Source organism: Micromonospora desertarenae, assembly GCF_056150265.1.
The window spans coordinates 78,200-98,262 of sequence record NZ_JAXCFQ010000020.1; the positions used below are offsets into that span (position 1 = coordinate 78,200).

17 protein-coding genes are annotated in these 20,063 nt (G+C 75.2%); 9 read left to right on the plus strand and 8 right to left on the minus strand.

The genetic code is table 11. The features are described from left to right. The first annotated feature begins 162 nt into the window (after window positions 1-162). Window positions 163-3,090 carry a M36 family metallopeptidase gene (locus SM577_RS29750; RefSeq protein WP_474588536.1) on the plus strand — a complete coding sequence of 976 codons (2,928 nt, stop codon included), beginning with the start codon at window positions 163-165 and terminating at the stop codon, window positions 3,088-3,090. A gap of 69 nt (window positions 3,091-3,159) precedes the next feature. Here the strand turns inward: SM577_RS29750 and SM577_RS29755 are convergent, their stop codons facing one another. After that, window positions 3,160-3,960: a hypothetical protein gene (locus SM577_RS29755; RefSeq protein WP_474588550.1), complete on the minus strand. Its 801-nt coding sequence runs from the start codon at window positions 3,958-3,960 to the stop codon at window positions 3,160-3,162. A gap of 184 nt (window positions 3,961-4,144) precedes the next feature. Here SM577_RS29755 and SM577_RS29760 point away from each other — a divergent pair, with 184 nt between their 5' ends. The 4 genes from SM577_RS29760 (at window position 4,145) to SM577_RS29775 (ending at window position 7,774) form a co-directional block, all read left to right on the plus strand. Beyond that, window positions 4,145-4,813: a class I SAM-dependent methyltransferase gene (locus tag SM577_RS29760; RefSeq protein ID WP_302917486.1), complete on the plus strand. Its 669-nt coding sequence runs from the start codon at window positions 4,145-4,147 to the stop codon at window positions 4,811-4,813. A gap of 9 nt (window positions 4,814-4,822) precedes the next feature. Then, window positions 4,823-5,986, plus strand: a complete 1,164-nt coding sequence (locus SM577_RS29765) for a cytochrome P450 (protein WP_474588537.1) — start codon at window positions 4,823-4,825, stop codon at window positions 5,984-5,986. Between the two features lie 106 nt (window positions 5,987-6,092). After that, window positions 6,093-7,025 carry an ATP-binding cassette domain-containing protein gene (locus SM577_RS29770; protein WP_302917488.1) on the plus strand — a complete coding sequence of 311 codons (933 nt, stop codon included), beginning with the start codon at window positions 6,093-6,095 and terminating at the stop codon, window positions 7,023-7,025. Continuing rightward, a complete protein-coding gene (locus tag SM577_RS29775) occupies window positions 7,022-7,774 on the plus strand; it encodes an ABC transporter permease subunit (RefSeq protein WP_302917489.1) in 753 nt (250 codons plus the stop codon). Before SM577_RS29770 ends, SM577_RS29775 begins: the two co-directional genes overlap by 4 nt. Window positions 7,775-7,793: 19 nt before the next feature. Here SM577_RS29775 and SM577_RS29780 read toward each other — a convergent pair whose 3' ends face one another. Genes SM577_RS29780 through SM577_RS29795 form a run of 4 tightly spaced genes read right to left on the minus strand, consistent with a single transcriptional unit; the run spans window position 7,794 to window position 12,083 of the window. After that, complete coding sequence (locus SM577_RS29780) at window positions 7,794-8,477, minus strand: response regulator (RefSeq protein ID WP_302917490.1); 684 nt, start codon at window positions 8,475-8,477, stop codon at window positions 7,794-7,796. Next, entirely contained in the window at window positions 8,474-10,108 is a 1,635-nt protein-coding gene (locus SM577_RS29785; protein ID WP_302917491.1) for a sensor histidine kinase, read from the minus strand. The genes SM577_RS29780 and SM577_RS29785 overlap by 4 nt, the downstream gene beginning before the upstream one ends. Window positions 10,109-10,162: 54 nt before the next feature. Continuing rightward, window positions 10,163-10,891: a dethiobiotin synthase gene (gene bioD / locus SM577_RS29790; protein ID WP_474581644.1), complete on the minus strand. Its 729-nt coding sequence runs from the start codon at window positions 10,889-10,891 to the stop codon at window positions 10,163-10,165. 55 nt (window positions 10,892-10,946) lie between these two features. Next, entirely contained in the window at window positions 10,947-12,083 is a 1,137-nt protein-coding gene (locus SM577_RS29795) for an 8-amino-7-oxononanoate synthase (protein ID WP_474588551.1), read from the minus strand. A 167-nt stretch (window positions 12,084-12,250) separates the two neighbouring features. Between SM577_RS29795 and bioB the strand changes: the two genes are divergently transcribed. The 3 genes from bioB (at window position 12,251) to SM577_RS29810 (ending at window position 14,063) form a co-directional block, all read left to right on the plus strand. Then, on the plus strand, window positions 12,251-13,246 hold the full coding sequence (gene bioB, locus SM577_RS29800) for a biotin synthase BioB (RefSeq protein WP_302917493.1): 996 nt from the start codon (window positions 12,251-12,253) through the stop codon (window positions 13,244-13,246). Window positions 13,247-13,256: 10 nt separating this feature from the next. Further along, window positions 13,257-13,478, plus strand: a complete 222-nt coding sequence (gene bsaP / locus SM577_RS29805; RefSeq protein WP_474588538.1) for a biotin synthase auxiliary protein BsaP — start codon at window positions 13,257-13,259, stop codon at window positions 13,476-13,478. 69 nt (window positions 13,479-13,547) lie between these two features. Then, on the plus strand, window positions 13,548-14,063 hold the full coding sequence (locus tag SM577_RS29810; protein ID WP_474588539.1) for a GNAT family N-acetyltransferase: 516 nt from the start codon (window positions 13,548-13,550) through the stop codon (window positions 14,061-14,063). A gap of 40 nt (window positions 14,064-14,103) precedes the next feature. Here SM577_RS29810 and SM577_RS29815 read toward each other — a convergent pair whose 3' ends face one another. Next, the gene (locus SM577_RS29815) at window positions 14,104-14,634 is read right to left on the minus strand and encodes a DUF488 domain-containing protein (RefSeq protein ID WP_474588540.1); all 531 of its coding nucleotides are present in this window, start codon (window positions 14,632-14,634) and stop codon (window positions 14,104-14,106) included. Window positions 14,635-15,085: 451 nt separating this feature from the next. Beyond that, window positions 15,086-16,531: an MFS transporter gene (locus tag SM577_RS29820; RefSeq protein ID WP_474588541.1), complete on the minus strand. Its 1,446-nt coding sequence runs from the start codon at window positions 16,529-16,531 to the stop codon at window positions 15,086-15,088. A gap of 195 nt (window positions 16,532-16,726) precedes the next feature. Here SM577_RS29820 and SM577_RS29825 point away from each other — a divergent pair, with 195 nt between their 5' ends. Next, window positions 16,727-17,371 carry a TetR/AcrR family transcriptional regulator gene (locus SM577_RS29825; RefSeq protein WP_474588542.1) on the plus strand — a complete coding sequence of 215 codons (645 nt, stop codon included), beginning with the start codon at window positions 16,727-16,729 and terminating at the stop codon, window positions 17,369-17,371. 70 nt (window positions 17,372-17,441) lie between these two features. Here SM577_RS29825 and SM577_RS29830 read toward each other — a convergent pair whose 3' ends face one another. After that, complete coding sequence (locus SM577_RS29830) at window positions 17,442-20,021, minus strand: glycoside hydrolase family 9 protein (protein ID WP_474588543.1); 2,580 nt, start codon at window positions 20,019-20,021, stop codon at window positions 17,442-17,444. Between the last annotated feature and the right edge of the window lie 42 nt (window positions 20,022-20,063).

The window sequence follows — 20,063 nt, forward strand, 5'->3', positions numbered from 1 at the left end:
GGCTTTACAAGAGCAGCGCTTTTGTCAAGAACCTGGCCGCGAAAACGGACAGTCGCGGACCTTGTCCCCACCGCGACCGGCTGGTATCCACAGATGCGCATGCGTCACCACGCGGCACCGGCCGGCGGAGGGCCGGCCATCCCGCTCCCACGAGGAGGACCCGTGGCACAACCGGAGTGGACACCCTGGATGAGCCGGCGCCGACGCCGGCTCGTCCCCGTTCTTGCGGCGACCGCGGTGGTCGCCGCCCTGCTTCCCGCCGGCCCCGGCGCCGCCGCGCCGGCCGGCGGCGCCACCGAGGAACGGCGCTCCGGCCCGTTCGCCGAGGGCCACCAGCACGCCGACGTGGACAACCGCGCCGGCACCGCCGCCCCGGACGCCAACCAGCGCGGGCTGGCCCGCAAGGCCGACCCGGACGTGCGGTGGAACCGGCTGGGCACCCCGCACGCGCTCGGCCCCGGCCGCGCCCCGCTCGCCACCGGCCTGCCGGCCGACCCGGAGGCGGCCGCCCGCGCCTACCTGACCGGCAACCAGGACCTCTTCGGCCTCGACGCGGCCGAGGTGGCGGCGATGGACCGGCTGCTGGTCCGCCCGATCGGCACCGGCGCGGTGGTCACCCTGCGGCAGCGCTTCGGTGACCTGCCGGCCGGGCACGACGGCCTGGTCACCCTCGCGGTCGCCGACGGCACGGTGCTGTCGGTGAGCTCCTCGCTGGCCCGCGACGCGGCGGCGCCGGCACCGGCCACCCTCACCGAGGAGCAGGCGTACGCGGTCGCGCTGGCCGACGCCGGCCTGGAACCGGCCGGGGTGCGCAGCCACACCGTGCACCGGGTCGCCGTACCCACCCCGCTGGACGGGGCCCGGGACGCGTACGAGGTGACCCTGATCGGCGCCGACGCCGACCACCCGACCGCCTACACCACCTACGTCGACGGCATCACCGGTCAGGTGCTGGTCCGCGAGGACCTGGTCGACTACGACTCGGACAACCCGAGCTGGGCGGTCTTCCCGGCCACCCCGCCCCGCGACCTCGGCCCCGGCGTGGACCCGCGGGTGCGCTGGTGCGGCGACCCGGCGCCGGACTGCCAGGCGGCGTTCCGCGACCCGGCCACCGGCCAGCCGTGGGACGTCGACGCGGCCACCGGCACGCCGACCCTCACCTCGCGGGGCAACTCGGCCAACACGGTGCGCTCCTGGGGCGCCGGAACCCCGGTGGTGCCGGCCACGGAGAGCCCGGAACGCCGCTACGAGTACCCGTTCACCGACCAGTGGCACCAGGCCCGGTGCAACCCCGAGGTGTTCACCTCGGCGCAGCGCAACGACGACGACGCGGCCATCGCCAACCTCTTCGCCATGCACAACCGGATGCACGACTGGGCCTGGCACCTCGGCTTCACCGAGGCGACCTGGAACCTCCAGGCGGTCAACCTGACCCCGGACGGCCTCGGTGGGGACGCCGAGCAGGGCCGCGCCCAGCAGGGCGCGCTGAGCGGCAACCGGAACAACGCCAACCAGGGCACGCCGCGCGACGGCCTGCCGCCGACCACCAACATGTACCTGTGGCAGCCGCAGGCCGGCGGGCCGTACCCGCCGTGCGTGGACGGCGACTACGACATGACGGTGATCGGGCACGAGTACACCCACGCCATCACCAACCGCATGATCGCCGGCCCGAACAGCGGGATCGGCGGGCACCAGGGCGGTTCGATGGGTGAGTCGTGGAGCGACCTGCTCGCCGCCGAGTACCTGTTCCAGCACGGGCTGCGCGCCCCCGGCGAGACGCCCTACATCACCGGCGGGTACGTCACCGGCAACCTGGTCAGCGGCATCCGCAACCACGACTTCAGCCGCAGCCCGCTGAACTACTCCGACGTCGGCTACAACACCGGCGGCCCGGCCGTGCACGCGGACGGTGAGATCTGGAGCGCCACCAACTTCCGGGTCCGGGCCGCGCTGATGAAGCGGTACGGCGTCGGCACCCCGCAGCGGCAGCTCGACTGCGCGCGCGGCAAGGTGCCGGTCGAGCAGTGCCCGGGCAACCGGCGCTGGTCGCAGCTGGTCTTCGACTCGTTCCTGCTCCAGGCCGCCAGCCAGGTGAGCATGCTCGACATGCGGGACAACATGCTCACCGCCGACCTGCTCCGCTTCGGCGGCGCCAACCAGGACCTGATCTGGGCCGAGTTCGCCCGCTCCGGGATGGGCCGGGACGCCGCCACCAACGGCGCCTCCGACACCGACCCGACGCCGAGCTTCGCCGCCCCGAACGCCGACAACGCGCTGCTCACCCTCCGGCCGAAGGGCGACAGCGCCGACGCGCCGATCCGGGTGTACGTCGGGGCGTACGAGGCGCGGGCGGTGCCGGTGGCCGACACCGACCCGGCCACCGCGCTGCCGGACACCGTCGAGCTGGTGCCCGGCACGTACCAGTTGCTGGCCGTCGCGCCCGGCTTCGGGCACCAGCGGCTGACAGTGGTCGCCAAGGCCGGCAAGGAGGGCTACGTCGACCTGCGGATGAGCCGCAACCTGGCGTCCACCGCGTCCGGCGCGACCGTCACCGGGGACGGGGTCAACCTGGACCGGATCGCCGACGACACCGAGGCCACCAACTGGGCCTCGCTCGACGGCGTGGCCGGCCGGCAGGTCACCGTGGCGCTGCCCGGCGACGCGCCGCAGGTGGTGAAGCGGGTGAACGTCAGCGCCATGCTGCGCCCGGCGATCGCCGGCGACGCCGATCCGGGCAGCCAGAACGCGCTCAGCGCGCTGCGCTCGTTCGCGGTGTCGGCGTGCAACGCGAAGACCACCGACTGCGCCGATCCGGCGAACTGGCAGCGGATCCACACCAGCGCGGCGGACGCGTTCCCGGGTGGGGCGTACCGGGCCTACGTGCGGGACATCAACCTGCGCGAGTTCCGGGTGCCGACCACGCTCGCCACCCACCTGCGGCTGGAGGTGCTGGCCAGCCAGTGCACCGGCGGCCCGGCGTACGCCGGTGAGCAGGACGACGACCCGGCCACGACGACCGACTGCGCGACCGCCAGCCCGGCGCGCGACCAGGTACGGATCGCCGAGTTCCAGGCGTTCTCGAAGTGACGCCTCCCGGGGCCGGCCGGCGCGCGCCGGCCGGCCCCGGGCACCGGCCGCCCGTTCCCGGCGGGCCGGTCACCACCGTCGTGGCCCGGCGGGCCGCTCCCACCGGTCCACGGGTTCCGGGTCGCCGTCCCCGCCGGCGGTCCGGGTCAGGTGGCGCAGCCGCAGCAGCAACCCGACGCCGAGGAAGAGCAGCAGCCCGCCGAGCAGGAACGCGGCGTGCACCGCGCCGAAGCCGCCGGACTGCGCGACCGGGCGGCCCGCGGCCGGGGGCACCTCGGCCACCGGCTCCTCGGTCGGCTCGACCTCCGCGGTCTCCTCGGCCGGCTCGATGGGCTGCGCGGGTGGGGTGCTCTCCGGCGCCGGCTCGGTCGGGGCGGCCGGCCCCACCACCGACCGGGTCGCCGTCTGCCGGGCCAGCAGGCGCAGGTTCGCGTCGTACGCCTCGGCCGCCAGCGTGACCCGGCCCCGCGTGACGTCCTCGGCGAAGGCCAGCCGGTAGCGGGCGGTGACGGTCCGGTCCGGGCAGAGCGTGCCCGGGTCCAGCTGCCGGTCGGTCAGCCGGGCCACGTCCCCCTCGGTCCGGATCTCCAGCGGGAACGAACCGGTCTCCTCGACCCGGTCCACCTTCACCTGGTCCAGCCGGATCCCGCGCACGGTGAGCACCATCGACCAGCGCACCTTGACGCACCGCCCGGGGTCGGTGCGGGAGACCACCGCCGAGACGGTCGCCACCCGGTCCCCGGCGGTGAACTCGTCGGGCAGGCCACTCAGCTCGGTGGCGAAGGCCGCCCGCGCGGGCGCGGCCGGGCCGAGCGCCATCCCGCTCAGGCAGGCCAGCACCACCCCGGCCCGCAGCGCGTACCGCCGCATCGTCACCGTTCCGCCCTCCCCGGTCGCCTCCTGTCCGGCAACGCTAGGAGCACGCGGGCCGGCCGGCCAGACGGGTGTGTTCGCACCGATCGGCAAGTGCGGGGGTGGATGTCACTGAGGGTGGTGAACCGGTCACCCCTCCCCCGCGACACGCCGGGTCGGCGGGCCACGCGAGAATCACCCGGTGTCCGAGCTCTCCGCCGCCTTCGTCCGGCTGCACGCCCGCCTCGCGCCGGTCGCCTTCGTCCCCGAGGTGCGGCTGCACCAGGCGGACGAGCCGATCGGGCTCTGGGAGCTGACCGAGGGCGAGTTCCGCAGCGCCCAGCCGCCGCCGTTCTGGGCCTTCGCCTGGGCCGGCGGGCAGGGGCTGGCCCGGTACGTCACCGACCACCCCGAGCTGGTCGCCGGCCGCCGGGTGCTCGACCTGGCCGCCGGCTCCGGACTGGTGGCCATCGCCGCGGCCCGGGTCGGCGCCGCCGCGGTCCGCGCCGTGGAGGTCGACGAGCTGGCCGTCGCGGCGGTCGCGCTCAACGCCGAGGCCAACGGGGTACGCGTCCACGCCGAACTGGGCGACGTCCTCGACGGCGACGCCGGGGACGCCGAGGTGGTGCTCGCCGGGGACGTCTTCTACAGCGAGGCGATGGCCAACCGGATGCTGCGCTTCCTGCTGCGGGCCGCCCGCTCGGGGGCGCGGGTGCTGGTCGGCGACCCGGGCCGGGCGTTCCTGCCCCGGGACCGCTTCGACGAGCTGGCCGGCTACGACGTCCCGGTGCCGGAGGCCCTGGAGAGCGTCCGGGTGAAGCGCACCACGGTGTGGCAGTTGCGTCCCGGCCGGCCGGGGGCCGCCGACTAGCGTGTCGGCGTGCTGTTCCGCAGCTGGGCGCAGGCCGCCGACGCCTCCTGGCCCGACGTGGCCCGGGTCGCCGACCACACCGGCGTCGAGCACCTGGTGGTCACCCGGCACGCGCTGGTCCGCGAGGTGCTCACCGACCCGGTGACCTACCGGCCGGACAACGCCCTGGACGCGGTGACACCGATGCCGGTGGCCGCGCTGCGGGTGCTCGCCGGACACCGGTTCCGGCTGCCGCCGACACTGGCCAACAACTCCGGCGCCAGCCACCCGGCGATCCGGGCGATCGTCGCCGACGCGCTGCACCCGACCCGGGTGGCCGCCCAGCGGCCCTGGCTGACCGACCTGGTCCGCGGCCGGGTCGCGGCGCTCGCCGCCGAGCTGGACGCCGGGGCGCCGGTGGACCTCTACGCCCGGCTCGCCGCCGACCTGCCGCTGCTGGTGCTGGCCCGGCTGGTGGACCTGCCGGACGCGCCGGTCGGCGCGGTGAAGGCGTTCGCCCGGGCCGCGCTGGAGCTGTTCTGGGCGCCGCTGGACGCCGAGCGGCAGCTCACCCTCGCCGCCGAGGTGGGCCGGTTCCACCGGGTGCTGCGCGAGTTCGCGGCCGCCGGCGGTGGGCTGGCGGCCGACCTGCGGGCCGCCGGCCACCCGCCCGACACGGTGGTCGGTGCGCTGTTCTTCCTGCTGGTCGCCGGCCAGGAGACCACCTCGCAGTTCCTCACCCTGCTGCTGCACCGGCTGGCCGGCGAGCCGGAGGTGCTGGCCGGCCTGCGCGCCGGCAGTGTGCGGGTCGCCGACGTGGTCGAGGAGGGACTGCGGCTGGAGCCGCCGATCGTCACCTGGCGGCGGGTGGCCGCCACCGACACCACGCTGGGCGGGACGGCGGTGCCGGCGGGCACCAGCATGGTGCTCTGGCTGGCCCGGGCCGGCCGGGACCCGGCCACCGTGGACGCCCCCGACGAGTTCCGCCCCGGCCAGCGCGGGTCGCGCCGGCACCTGGCCTTCGGGGCGGGCGCGCACCGCTGCGTCGGCGACCAGCTGGCCCGGATGGAGGCGGCGGTGGTGGTCGCCGAGGCGGCCCCGCTGCTGGCCGGGGCGACGGTGGTCCGCGCGCCCTGGTGCCCGGACAACCTCACCTTCCGGATGCCGGACGCCTTCGTCATCCGCCGGCGCTAGGCCGCCCGCGAGGGCTCCCCCCGTGGTGCGTACCTGACGAAAGTGGGGTGCGGGTGGTGCCGTTCGGGCGCGGCGGCGGCGCCGGCCGGCCACCTAGCGTCGAGGCATGATCACATTACGTGGGTTGACCAAGCGGTTCGGGCGGACGACGGCCGTCGACGACCTGACCGTCGACATCGCACCCGGCCGGGTCACCGGGTTCCTCGGCCCCAACGGCGCGGGCAAGTCCACCACCATGCGCATGGTCCTCGGCCTGGACCGGCCCACCGCCGGGCGGGCGTTGATCGACGGCCGGGCCTACCGGGAGCTGCGGCGACCGCTGCGCGAGGTCGGCGCGCTGCTGGACGCCCGGGCCATCCACCCGGCCCGGTCCGGCCGGGCCCACCTGCTGGCGATGGCGCGCAGCAACGGCCTGCCCACCCACCGGGTGGACGAGGTGCTCGGCACCGTCGGGCTGGACGCCCGCGCCGCCGCCAAGCCCGGCCGGACCCTCTCGCTCGGCATGGCGCAGCGGCTCGGCATCGCCGGCGCCCTGCTCGGCGACCCGCCGGTGCTGATGTTCGACGAGCCGGTCAACGGCCTCGACCCGGACGGGGTGCGCTGGGTCCGGCAGCTGATGCGGTCGCTGGCCGACGAGGGCCGGACGGTCTTCGTCTCCAGCCACCTGATGAGCGAGATGCAACTGACCGCCGACCGGCTGGTGGTGATCGGCCGGGGGCGGCTGCTCGCCGACGCGCCGATCGGCGAGGTGATCGCGGGCAGCGCGGTGGCGGTACGGGTGCGCAGCCCGCACCCGGCCGGTCTGGCCGCGCTCGCCGAGCGGCTCACCGCGACCGGGGCCACCGTCACCCCGGCCGGCCCGGACGAGCTGACCGTCACCGGCGCCACCGTGGACCGCATCGGTGACCTGGCGTACGAGCTGGGGGTCCGGCTGCACGAGCTGAGCCCGCACGGGGCCTCGCTGGAGCAGGCCTTCATGGAGCTGACCGCCGGCAGCGTCGAGTACGCCGGCACCCCGACCGGAGGGACCGACCGATGAACACGATCGCCGCCGAATGGACCAAGCTGTGGTCGGTGCGCTCCACCTGGTGGACCATGCTGGCCGGGCTGCTGGTCACCGCCGCGACCGCCGGCCAGCTCGCCATCTACGCCGCCAACGCGAACACCAACGACGACCCGGCCGACGACGCCGGCGTCGTCACCGTCGGCAGCATCGTGATCGGCTCGGTCGAGCTGACCCAGTACGCCGTGCTCGCGCTCGGCCTGCTCCTGATCACCAGCGAGTTCACCAGCGGCACCATCCGGACCACCCTGCAGTGCACCCCGTCGCGCGGGCGCGTACTGCTGGCGAAGGCCGCGGTGACCGGGGCGGTGACCTTCGCGCTCGGCCTGCTGCTCGGCGCGGTCGGCGCGGCGGTGGCCCGGCCGGTGCTGGGCCGCTGGGGCACCGCGCCGGCCGCGGAGACGCTCTCCGACGTCGCGGCCGTGGCGGTCTACCTGGCGCTGGTCGGCGTGCTCGCGCTCGGCCTGGCCGCGGCGCTGCGCAGCGCGGTGCTCACGCTGACCGTGCTGGTCGCCACCCTGATGATCGTGCCGCTGTCGTTGCAGGAGCCGGACATCGCGGTGCTGAACCGGATCGCCGACGCCTTCCCCGGGGTGGCCGGGGCGCACTTCCTGGCCGGCGACTCCGACCCCTACCCGGCGGCCGTCGGGTTGCTGCTGCTCGCCGGGTGGGCCGCCGCCGCGCTGGCCCTGGGCCGGGTCGCGCTGCGCCGCCGGGACGCCTGACGTGCGCGGGCGGGGCGGGTCAGCCGGCCGGCTCGACCAGCCCCGCCTCGTACGCGAGGATCGCCGCCTGCACCCGGTTGCGCACCTCCAGCCGGGTGAAGATGCTGGTCAGGTAGCTCTTCACGGTGCCCTCCACCAGGTGCAGCCGGCGGGCGATCTCGGCGTTGGACAGCCCCGCCCCGACCAGCGCCAGCACCTCCCGCTCCCGGTCGGTGAGCCCGGCCAGCCGGTCCCGGGCGACCGGACGCCGGGCCAGCCGCCCGCCGCCCAGCTCGATCACCCGGCGGGCCACCCGCGGCGACAGGTACGCCCCGCCGTCGGCCACCGCCCGCACCCCGGCGATCAGCTCGCGCGGGTCGCCCGCCTTGAGCAGGAAGCCGCTCGCCCCGTGGCCGAGCGCCCGGGCCACGTGGTCGTCCTCGCCGAAGGTGGTCAGCATCACCGTGGCGGTCTGCGGGACCAGCCGGCGGATCTCCGCGGCGGCGCTGAGCCCGTCCAGCTTCGGCATCCGGATGTCCAGCAGCGCCACGCTCGGCCGGTGCGCCCGGACCAGTTCCACCGCCGCCCGGCCGTCACCGGCCTCGGCGACCACCTCGATCTCCGGGTCCGCGGCGAGGATGGCCCGGACGCCGGCCCGGATCATCGCCTCGTCGTCGGCGAGGACGACCCGGACCGGGCCGGTCGGGATGCTGTCGGTGCTCACTGGTCGATCCGCTCCTTGCTGACCAGCCGGCCGTCGGCGAAGCAGAGTCGCCAGGTCGGCTGGGCCAATGGGAAGTTCCCGTCGGTGTAGTACTCGCAGCCGGCCCGGTCGGCCCAGGGATCGGGCCGGTCGAGCTGCCGGCGGGGCAGCCCGGTCAGCTCCGCGCGGACCGTGCCGACCCGCATCGCCTCGAAGGTGGCCTCATCCAGCACCGTCCCGGCGGTCGCCACCGGGTAGTAGACGAGGGAGAGCACCAGGGCGAGGCCGGCCGGCGCGCCGAGCGCGGCGAGCAGGCTGCGCCGGACCCGCCGGCGGGCGTCGCGCAGCCGCCGCTCCGCCTCGGCCGGCCACTGTGCCGGGCCGCTCCGGTCGCCGCCGGGCGACGCCGCGGCCGGCGACCCGTGCGCCGGGATCACCCGTGCCGGTTCGTCCGCCGGGCCGGTCACGTCGCTCCCGACGGGACCGGTGACCGGCAGCCCGGCGCGCACGGCAAAGCCGCCGTCGGGCCGCGGGCCGGCGGCGAGGGACCCGCCGGCGAGGCGTACCCGCTCGGCGAGCGCGAGCAGCCCGCTGCCGTGCGAGGGCGGGCCCGGCAGCGGGCCGGCCGGCGGCGGCGCGTTGACCACGGCCACCTCGATCCGGCCGCCGGTTCGGGTGAGGCGCACGTCGACAGCGGCGCCGGGGGCGTACCGGGCGGCGTTGGTCAGCGCCTCGCGCACCACCCGGTGCGCGGCGTGCCGGACCCGCGCCGGCAACTCCGCCGTGTCGGGGGTCGCCGCCAGCCGTACCGCCATGCCCGCCTCCCGGGCGCCGTCGACCAGTTCCGCCACGCTCTCCTCGGCCGGCCGGGTGGAGCTGGCGCCGCCCTCCTCGCGGAGCAGCCCGATGATCTCGTGCAGCCGCTCGGTCGCGGTGGCGACGCTGGCCCGCAACTCCCCGGCGGCGGCCCGGTGCCGCGGCTCGAGATCGGCGGCGACCTCCAGGGCGGCGGCGCGCAACGCGATCAGGCTGAGGTCGTGACCGAGCGAGTCGTGCATCTCCTGGGCGATCCGGGCCCGCTCCCGCAGCCGGATCCGCTCCGCGGCACCGCGCTCCTCCCGCACCAACGCCTCGGCGTGCCAGCGGCCCGCCTCGACCAGCTCGTGCTGCTGGCGCCGGTACCGGCCGACCAGCCACGGGAACACGCCGGCGAAGAGCAGCACCGAGGCGAGCAGGAACCAGGTGGCCGCGCCGGTGCCGAGCAACCCCAGGTTGAGCACGGTGCCGCCGGCCGCGAGCCCGGCGAAGGCGACCGCGGCGGGCACGGCGGTGCCGCTGCGCCGCCCGGCCAGGTAGCTGAACACCGGGATCGCGAAGAGGAAGTTGCCGTTCAGCAGCGACCCGAGCACCGCCATGACCAGGGCGGCCACCGGCCAGCGCCGGCTGACCCCGACCGCGGCGGTGAGCACGAGCAGCGCGCAGACCGTCAGCACGGTGGCCCGCCCGGAGTGCGGCGGGGTCACCCCGGCGTACCCGATCGGAGCGGCGGTCACCAGCCACAGGGCGGCGTCACCGGCCCACCGTCGCCGGTCGGCCCCGGACCACCGGCCGCCTGCCACCCGGGCCACCCGGGACGCCCACCAGCTCTCCACGGCGGCCAGGCTACCCACGTCCGACCTGGGCGGGCACCGACGAAAGTCAGGTGTTCAGCTGATCTCCTCGGCCCAGGCCCGCCAGTCGTCGAGCACCCCGTAGAGCGCCGGGGTGAGCCAGCCCGGCGCGGACCGGCGGAACACCCCCGGGTCCATCGCGCCGGCACCGGCGGGCACCGCGCCGAGCAGGTTCGGCACCAGGTCGGTCAGGTTGGACCAGTGCACCAGCTCCGGCTCGGCCGGCCAGGCGCCGATGACCACGCCCGCCGGCACCGCCCGCCGGTCCAGCGCCTCCAGGGTGAGCGCCGTGTGGTTGAGCGTGCCCAGCCCGGCCCGGGCCACCACCACCGCCGGCGCGCCCAGCGAGACGGCCAGGTCGGCCACCGTCCACGGCTCGCCCGACGGGCGCAGCCCCATCGGCACCAGCAGCCCGCCCGCGCCCTCGACCAGCACCAGGTCGTGCTTGTCGGCCTCCTCGCGGACCGCGTCGACGGCGGTGTACAGCTCCAGCGGCTCCAGCTCGGCCACCCGGGCCGCGGCCAGCGGGGCCAGCGGGTCGGGGAAGCTGGCCAGGGTGCGGCCGGTCAACGGGGCCGCCAGCCGGGTCACGTGGTCCACGTCGCCGGGCTCGCCGGTGGCCGTACCGGTCTGGCCGGGTTTGACCACCGCGACCCGCAGGCCGGCCGCCTGGGCGGCGGCCGCGATCGCCGCGGTCACCACCGTCTTACCGACCTCGGTGTCGGTGCCGGTCACCAGCACCGGCCCCCGCCACGGCTCGGTCATGTGCCCACCTCGGTTCGCGACCGCGGGGCTCGCAAACCCGGCTCACTCCTCGCGCTCACGGCGCACACTCCACGATGACCTCCAGGGCCCGCTCGAAGTCCGCCCGGGGCACCCCGGCGCCGATGGTGAGCCGCAGCCGGGAGCGGCTGTCCGGGGTCGACGGCGGTCGGAAGCAGCCGACCGCGACGCCGCGGTCGCGGCAGTCCGCCGCCCAGGCCGTCGCGGCCTCCGGGCCGGGCGCGGTCACCGAGACCACCGCCGCGTCGGGCTCGGAGACGTGCAGTCCGGCGGCGCGCAGCCGGCGCACCGCGAGCGCGGCCCGCTCGGCGATCTCGGCGCGCGGCCCGTCGCCGGCCCGGGCCAGCACGACGGCGGCGTGCACCCCGGCGGCGACCGCCGGGGGCAGCGCGGTGTCGAAGATGAAGGTGCGCCCGGTCTCCACCAGGTGCCGGACGAACTCGGCCGGTCCGGCGACCACCCCGCCGGCGCCGCCGAGGGCCTTGGACAGGGTGGCGGTGACCACCACGTCCGGCGCGCCGGAGAGCCCGGCGGCGGCCACCCCGCCGGCCCCGGCCGGGCCGATGACGCCGAGCGCGTGCGCGTCGTCGACCAGCAGCAGCGCGCCGTGCCGGCGGGCGACCGCGTGCAGCTCGGCCAGCGGAGCGAGGTCGCCGTCGACGGAGAAGACCGACTCGGTGACCACCACCGCCGGCCGGCCGGGCGCGGCGGCCAGCGCGGCGGCCACCGCGGCCACGTCGTTGTGCGGGGTCACCATGGTCTCCGCGCCCGAGATCCGGCAGCCGTCGATCAGCGAGGCGTGGTTGTGCGCGTCGGAGACGAGCAGCGTACGGGGCTGCACGAGCGCCCGGACCGCGCCGAGGTTGGCCAGGTAGCCGGAGGAGAAGACCAGTGCCCGGTCGGTGCCGAGCCAGTCGGCCAGGTCGTCCTCCAGCGCGTGGTGGGCGTCGGTGGAGCCGCGCACCAGCCGCGACCCGGTGGCCCCCAGCCCGTACGCCGCCAGTGCCCGGCCGGCCGCGGCGGTGACCTCGGGGTCGGTCGCCAGGCCGAGGTAGTCGTTGCCGGCCAGGTCGACCACGGCGTCGCCGGCCGCGCGCGGTCGCAGCCGGCGGGTCAACCCCGCCTTCGCCCGCAGCTCGGCGCGGCGGTGCAGCGCCGCCAGCCAGTCCGCCACCGTCACCCCCACACCGCCGTCGCGGCCGCCGTCGCCGAGCGCGGCCGCCGGGCGAAATTACCATCCGTGACCCGCGGCCCGGCGCTTCCACCCCGGCCGGCGGCGCCCGGTCACCGCGGGCCGCGCGGCCGTTCCTGTCGATCGGGCGGGCTTGTAGGGTACGAGCCATGCCAGAGATCCTCGACCAGGCCCGTACCCAGGTGCTGGAGAACGGCGTCGGTCTCGACGAGGCCGGCGTCCTCGCCGTGCTGAACCTGCCCGACGAGCACCTGCCCGCCGCCCTCCAGCTCGCCCACGAGGTGCGGATGCGCTGGTGCGGCCCGGAGGTGGAGGTCGAGGGGATCGTCTCGCTGAAGACCGGCGGCTGCCCCGAGGACTGCCACTTCTGCTCCCAGTCCGGCCTGTTCACCTCGCCGGTGCGCTCGGTCTGGCTGGACATCCCGTCCCTGGTCGAGGCGGCGAAGCAGACCGCCGCGACCGGGGCGACGGAGTTCTGCATCGTGGCCGCCGTCCGCGGCCCGGACGCCCGGCTGATGAAGCAGATGCGCGAGGGCGTCGCCGCCATCAAGGCGGAGGTCGACATCCAGGTGGCCGCCTCGCTGGGCATGCTCACCCAGGAGCAGGTCGACGAGCTGGTCGACATGGGCGTGCACCGCTACAACCACAACCTGGAGACCTGCCGCTCCTACTTCCCGAACGTGGTCACCACCCACTCCTGGGAGGAGCGCTGGGAGACGCTGCGGATGGTCCGCGAGTCGGGCATGGAGGTCTGCTGCGGCGGCATCCTCGGCCTCGGCGAGACGGTGGAGCAGCGGGCCGAGTTCGCCGCGCAGCTCGCCGAGCTGGACCCGCACGAGGTGCCGCTGAACTTCCTCAACCCGCGTCCGGGCACCCCGCTCGGCGACCGGCCGGTGGTCGAGGGCAAGGACGCGCTGCGGGCCATCGCCGCGTTCCGGCTGGCCATGCCGCGCACCATCCTGCGGTACGCGGGCGGCCGGGAGATCACCCTGGGCGACCTGGGCACCCGCGACGGCCTGCTCGGCGGCATCAACGCGGTGATCGTCGGCAACTACCTGACCACCCTGGGCCGGCCGGCCACCGAGGACCTGGCCCTGCTGGACGACCTGAAGATGCCGGTCAAGGCGCTTTCCGCGACGCTGTGAGGGGTTGACGGTGACGGACGCTGCTCCGCTGGCGGCGCCGAACACAACGGCGCCGCTCTGGTGCGACCGCTGCGGCGAAGCCGCGGCGGCCGGGTCGCACGAGGCGTGCGTGGCGGCGCGCGCCCTGGAGCCGCCCCGGTTCTGCGCGCGCTGCCGGCGCCGGATGAAGGTGCAGGTGCTGCCGGTGGGCTGGGCGGCGGTCTGCGTCGAGCACGGCGAGATCCGCGGCTGAGGCCCCCGTGACGCCCGGTTCCCTCGTCGCCCGCGGGCCGCTCGCGCCGCCCCGGTCCCGGTGGCGCCGGTGACCGGGGAACTGCGCGGGCGGGCGGTGACGCTGCGGCCGGCCGGCGCGGCCGACGTGCCGGCGCTCGCCGCGATCCGGGCCGATCCGCAGGTGCGCCACTGGTGGCGGGGCGGTGACGACCTCACCGCCGCCGTCGCGGCCGACCTGGCCGACCCCGACCTGACGGTGTACGCGGTGCTGCACGACGGCCGGGTGGTCGGCGCGATCCAGTGGTACGCCGAGGACGACCCCGACTACCGGCACGCCAGCCTGGACATCTTCCTCGACCCGTCGGTGCACGGTCGGGGCCTCGGCCCGGACGCCATCCGCACCCTGGTCCGGCACCTGGTCGAGGCGCACGGGCACCACCGGTTCACCATCGACCCGGCGGCGGCGAACACCCCGGCGATCCGCAGCTACGCCAAGGTCGGCTTCCGGCCGGTCGGCGTGCTGCGCCGCTACGAGCGCGGCGAGGACGGGCGCTGGCACGACGGGTTGCTGATGGACCTGCTCGCCGACGAACTGGTCGACTGACGGGAGCGGATTGTCCCGACACCCGCGCGGAGGGCGGCGGTCAGCCGTCCCAGACGAGATCGCGGTCGCCGTCGCGGCGGGCGCCGGCGGCCGGCCGGTGCGGGGCGAGCCGGCCGTCCGGCATCAGGTGGCGCACCGGCACGTCGTGGCCGAGCACCGCGACGTCGGCGATCAGCCGCCGGTGGCAGCGCCACCAGACGCTCTCGCTGCACATCACCGCCGTGGTCCGGGCCGCCGCCTCGGCGAGCACCGCCTCCAGCGCCGCCCGGAAGTCGGCGGTACGGGTGTACGCCGCGTACGCCCGGAAGGCCGCCACCGTCCACCAGGTGTCCGGCTCCGGCGTGCCGGCCGGGGTGTGCCGCCGACCGCCCAGCCGCGGCTCCCAGCGGTAGCCGATCCCGGCCCGCGGCAGCCAGCGTTCCAGCTCCTCCCGGCGGACGTCGGGGTTGGTGCGGCTGGCCGGGAACCGCCGCACGTCCACGACCAGCTCGATCCCCGCCCCGGCCAGCAGCTCTTCGAGCCGGGCCCGGTCGGCCGGCCCGTGCCCGACGGTCACCAGCGCCCGCTGCACCACCCCATCCTGCCCCGGATCCCGGACATTCACCGTGCCCGGCGGCTGACGCCTCCCCTGGCCGCGGGGCGTCGGGCGGTTCGCCTCCGCCACCCGGTGGCCGGAGCGCGGGTGGCGATATCCATCGCGCCGGGACCCGTACCGCCGGCCAGCCAGCGGGCCGTGCTGCGGCTACGGCCGCCGACAGGTGGGCGGTGGCCTGGCCGGTGCCGCCGGCGGCACCGGTGACGAGGACGACCGTGCCGGTGAGCTGACGATCCATGGTCTTTCCTTCCGGGTGGTGGAGGATCCGAGGGACGGATGCGGCGGGCGTCGTCCGCCCCTCGGATGCCGGGCCAACCGGCATCGCCCGTACCGGACGAGCTGCTGGCAGCGGTGGCGGGATCTCGACCGGGGTCGCAGCGTGGACGTCGGCGCTCCGCACCGGGTGTGCCCGCGGGGGTTGGTTGCGTCAGGCGGGTTTGGCCCGCAGGAAGACGGCGGCGATCAGGACACCGAGCACCACCAGGGCGGCGTTGACGGCGATCGCGATGGTGACGCCGTCCAGGATTGCCGTGGCCGTGGCGGCGCCCGCGGCGGCAGCGGTCACGATCGCGGACATGATCGGGGTGCCCATGGTGATGCCGACCTGCTGGGACATGGTGGCCAGGCCGGTGGCCAGGCCCTGTTCCCGGTCGGGCAGTCCGTTGGTGGCGGTGACCATGAAACCGACGATGACCAGCATGTTCCCGGCGCCACCGAGGAAGGTGGCGGGCAGCAACAGCGCCATCGAGGAGGCGGTGCCCGTGCCCAGGAAGAACAGGGCGGCGGTGAAGACGGCCTGGATCAGACCGCCGGCGACCAGCGCGGTCAGCGTGGAGGTCCGGGCGATCACCTTCGGGGCCAGCAGGCCGCCGACCACCGTGCCGAGGCCCAGGACGCCGAACGAGATCCCGGCGACCAGGGCGGAGAAGCCGAGGGTCTTCTGCATGTAGAGGGTGAGCAGGTACACCAGCGAGGTCTCCGTGACGAAGGCGAGCAGGCCCAGCGCGTTGCCCCAGGCCACGTTCCGGCGACGCAGCACCCCCAGCGGGACCAGCGGCTGGGCCACCTTCCGCTCGACGAGGTAGAACACCACCAGCAACAGGGCACCGGCGGTCAGCCCGGTCACGGCGTGCGGGCTGGTCCAGCCGTGCTCGCCGGCCTGGGTCAGGCCGTAGACGAGCCCCAGCAGGCCGAAGGTCACGGACAGGGCGCCGGGCAGATCCAGGTGGGGACGGCCGGCAGGCCTCGACTCCTGGATGACCGAGGGAGCGATCAGCAGGACGGCGGCGGCGACGGGCACGTTGATGAAGAAGGCCCAGCGCCAGGACAGCAGATCCGTGAGGACGCCCCCGAGGATGGCGCCGGTGGTGAATCCGGCGGACATCAACGCGCCGCTGAGGCCCAGGGCCCGCTGCCGCAGCGGCCCTTCGGGGAAGGAGGTGGTCAGCAGGGAGAGCCCGGCGGGAGTGGCGGCCGCGGTGGCCAGACCCTGGGCGACCCGGGCCAGGATCAGGATCTCGGGGCTGGTGGTGAGACCGCCCACGAGGGAGGCCACCCCGAGCAGGCCCAGACTGCCGAGGAAGATCCTCTTACGGCCGACCAGGTCACCGATGCGGCCGAAGAGGAGGGTGAACCCGGCCGCGCTCAGCGCGAACGAGGTGGCGATCCACTGGAGGTTGGACAGGGAGAAGCCGAGACCCTCGCCGATCGCCGGCAGCGCGACGTTGAGGATCGAGAAGTCGACGGCCAGCATGAACTGGGTGACCAGCAGGACGGCGAGGACCAGCCGGAGTCGGCCGGTCAGCCGATGCGGGTGCGGGGCGGTGGCGGCGAGCGGAGCGGTGGGCTGCGGCGCGGCAGTGGTTGTGGACATGACCTTCGTTTCGTTCGAGTCCACCCGGAACGAGCGGGGGGACGAGGTGGCAGGACCCGGACACACCAGGAATCGTTAACGGGATCGCAGTACCGTTACGCGGCAGACGCTACCACCCGGAACGCCGTAATGGAACTGTCGTCCCGATAACATGTCCTGTGGCATCGTGAAGCTCCGCACGAAGGAGATCCATCCGTGGCTGACACCCCTGTTCCCGGCACCGTCCGGCCTGGTGGCCGCACCGCTCGCGTCCGCGAGACCGTCCTCCGGACGGCTGCCGACGTCCTGGCCGAGGCGGGCTTCGAGGCCCTGGACCTGGCCGAGGTCGCCCGTCGAGCCGGGGTGGGCAGGACCACCGTCTATCGCCGCTGGGGGACCCCGAGCGCGCTCGCCGCCGACCTGCTCGACGACATGGCGGCCCAGTCCCTGCGTCGCGCCGACACCGGATCCATCGAGGACGACCTGCGCGCCAACGCCCGCCTGGTGGTCGAGACGCTCACCGACCCGCGGCAGGGACGGCTGTTCAAGGCCCTGATCGCCGCGTCACTCTGCAACGAGCAGGCGGCCGAGGCACTCCACCGCTTCTACCTCACGCGCATCGAGGAGTGGGCGGGCTGTGTCACCGACGCCATCGATCGCGGCGAACTCCCTGTCGGCACCGATGCCCATCGCGTCATCGGCGCCGTCTCCGCCCCCCTGTACTACGCACTCCTCAACACGGGTGCCCCGCTCACGGAGGCCGACGCCCGCGGCGCCGCCGAAGCCGCACTCGCCGCGGCACGCGCCGGAGTCTGGGTCACGACCGCCGACCAGACAGCGGGCCCACGCCACTCGCACTAGAGACAGTAGATCTTGGACAGTTACCGCTCGCGGGGAACGGTAACTGTCCAAGATCTCGACGGAGCGGTGGTCAGGCCAGGGTGCAGGGGGCGCCGTTGAGGGTGAAGGCGGTGGGTTTCGGGTTGCTGCCGGTGTGGGTGCCGTTGAAGCCGAAGCTGGTGGACGCCCCCGGCGCCAGCACGCCGTTGTAGGAGACGTTCGTCGCGGTCACCGCCGTCCCGGTCTGGCTGTACGTCGCCGACCAGCCCTGCCCGACCCGCTGCCCGGTGCTCGGGAAGGTGAAGGCGAGGCTCCACCCGTTCAGGGCGGTGGTGCCGGTGTTCGTGATGCTGATGTTGGCGGTGAACCCGGTGCTCCAGTCGCTCGTGACGTACCCGACCCGGCAGCCGGCGGTCGGCGTCGGGGTGACCGGCGTGGTCACCTCCAGCACCGGGGAGGCGGCGGAGCGGTTGCCGGCGCCGTCGCGGGCCCGCACCGAGAACCGGTACGTCCGCTCCGGCGTCAGGCCGGTCACCGCGAGGGCGTTGGTGGTGGCGTTCAGCAGGACCAGCGCGTCGCTGCCGACCTGCTCCTGGGTGACCTCGTAGCCGGCCAGCCCGCTGCCGCCGGCGTCGGTGGCGGCGGGCCAGGTCAGGGTGAGGCCGGTCGGCGTCACCGCCGAGGCGACCGGGGTGCCGGGCACGGTCGGCGCGGTGGTGTCCGGCGTGGCGGGGCCGGGCTCCTCACCCCAGACCCGGGCGCTGCCGGAGTAGAGCGGCACCTTCCGGTTCGGGCCGGCGGCGGTCTGGTACGACGGGTCGTTGCTCGGGTCCCAGGTACCGCCCTCCGGCACGCCGACCTTGAACTGCACCTCCATCCGGTGCTGCGACTGGCCGGCCGGCGCGATGGTGTGCCCGGTGCAGTCCACCTCGACGTACCAGATGTCGCCGGAGTGCTGCCGGGCGGCGTTCGGCGCCGGGCAGCCCTGGGTGTAGCCGGGGGTGACCTGCACCGGGCCGGGGCCGTCCGGGCGGAAGTAGTACCGGAACCGGCCGTCGGTGAGCGCCCGGGCCGGGAAGCCGGACCGGTTGTAGACGATCGCCTTCAGCCCGGTGGCCCGCGGCTCGGCCTGCATCACCGTGGTCTCCACGGTGAGTTCGTCCAGGTCCGGCGTCTCCGGGGTGGGGAAGTTCGCCAGCGGGGTGCCGCCGTACTCCTGGGCGAGCCGGGCCAGCGCCGAGGTGAAGCCGGCGTTGTAGTCGGTGGCCACCTCGTTCATCACGTAGTCGGAGCGGTTGTCGGTGTAGGCGTCGTTGGCCGCGGAGGGGCCGCCGACCAGCGCGCCGTAGAGGGTGTGCCGGGTCTCGGTGGGCACTGTCTGGCTGTCCCACCAGGAGCCGTGCGCGGTGCGGTGGTGCGGGTTGCGCGGCGGGTTGGCCCCGAAGCCGATCACGTAGCTGGAGTTGCGCGGGTTGTCGCCGAGCGCGTAGTTGATCTGCCGGACGGCGAAGTCCTTGTAGCGGGCCTTGCGGGTGGCGTCGGTGGTCTTGTCGCTGTAGACGAGGGCGGCGAAGGAGGTGTTCGCGGCGTAGCGCAGCGCGCCCCAGGAGTCGAGCACCGCCATCCCGCCGGGCGAGTACGGCACCCGCTGCCCGTTGACGCCCACGGTCCAGTAGTCGAGCCACCGGTTGGCGTCGTCGACGTACTTCTGCTTCCCGGTCAGGTTGGCCAGCAGCACGTACGCGCCGAACTGCTTGTTGTCCCAGGCGATGGTCCACTTGTAGGACCGGGTGGTGGTCTGGTTCTCGGTGCCGAGCCGGTCGTACTCGCTCTCCGCCTTGGCCAGGTAGGCGGCCTCGCCGGTGGCCCGGTGCAGCCAGATCGCGGCCCAGACCAGCTCGTCCTGCCAGCCGCTCCAGGAGCGGTAGAAGTTCGTCGCGTCGGTGATGCACTCGTGGTAGCTCTTCCGCACCGTGTCGGCGAAGGTGTAGAGCTGCCGGGCGTGGCCGAGCAGCGTGTCGGCGTAGGCGGGGTCGGTGGGGCGGAACACCATCGAGGAGGCGGCCATCGCGGCGGCCGTCTCGCCGGCCAGGTCCGCGCCGCCACAGCTGGCATCGATCTTGTACGCGGGTCGCGCCATCGGCAGCACCTCGGCCGGTCCCCACCACTTGTGGTCGTCGTCGCCCTTGCCGACCTGTCCGTAGAGGACGTTCGGCGCCGGGTGCGCCCTGACGAAGTAGTCGTTGACGAAGCGCAGGTTGTTGAGCAGGTGCGGCAGTTGACCGGTGGCGGCGTAGCCGGCCCGGTACTCCACCGCGCCCCAGGCGAGCATGGTGGCGCTGAACGCCATCGGGAAGCCGAACTTCACGTGGTCGCCGGCGTCGTACCAGCCGCCGGTGAGGTCGAGGCCCGCGTCGGCGCCGTCGGTCAGCGCCGAGTCGCCGCGCCAGGAGACCCGGTTCCAGTCCGGCAGCCGACCGGACTGCTGCGCCTCGTAGAAGAGGAGCGACTTCTGCAACGCCTCCGCGTAGTTGAAAGCGGGCGCGGCGGAGGCGGGCGCGGCCGGTACGCCGACCGCGAGGGCGAGCCCGGTGGCGAGGGCGGCGCAGGCGGCCAGCAGGCGGCGCGGCCAGGGTTGGTCGGCCGGTCCGGGCCGTCTCGGGTGGGACATGGCGTGCTCCTGTCGGTGACGCCGCCGGGCGGGACGTCGTCG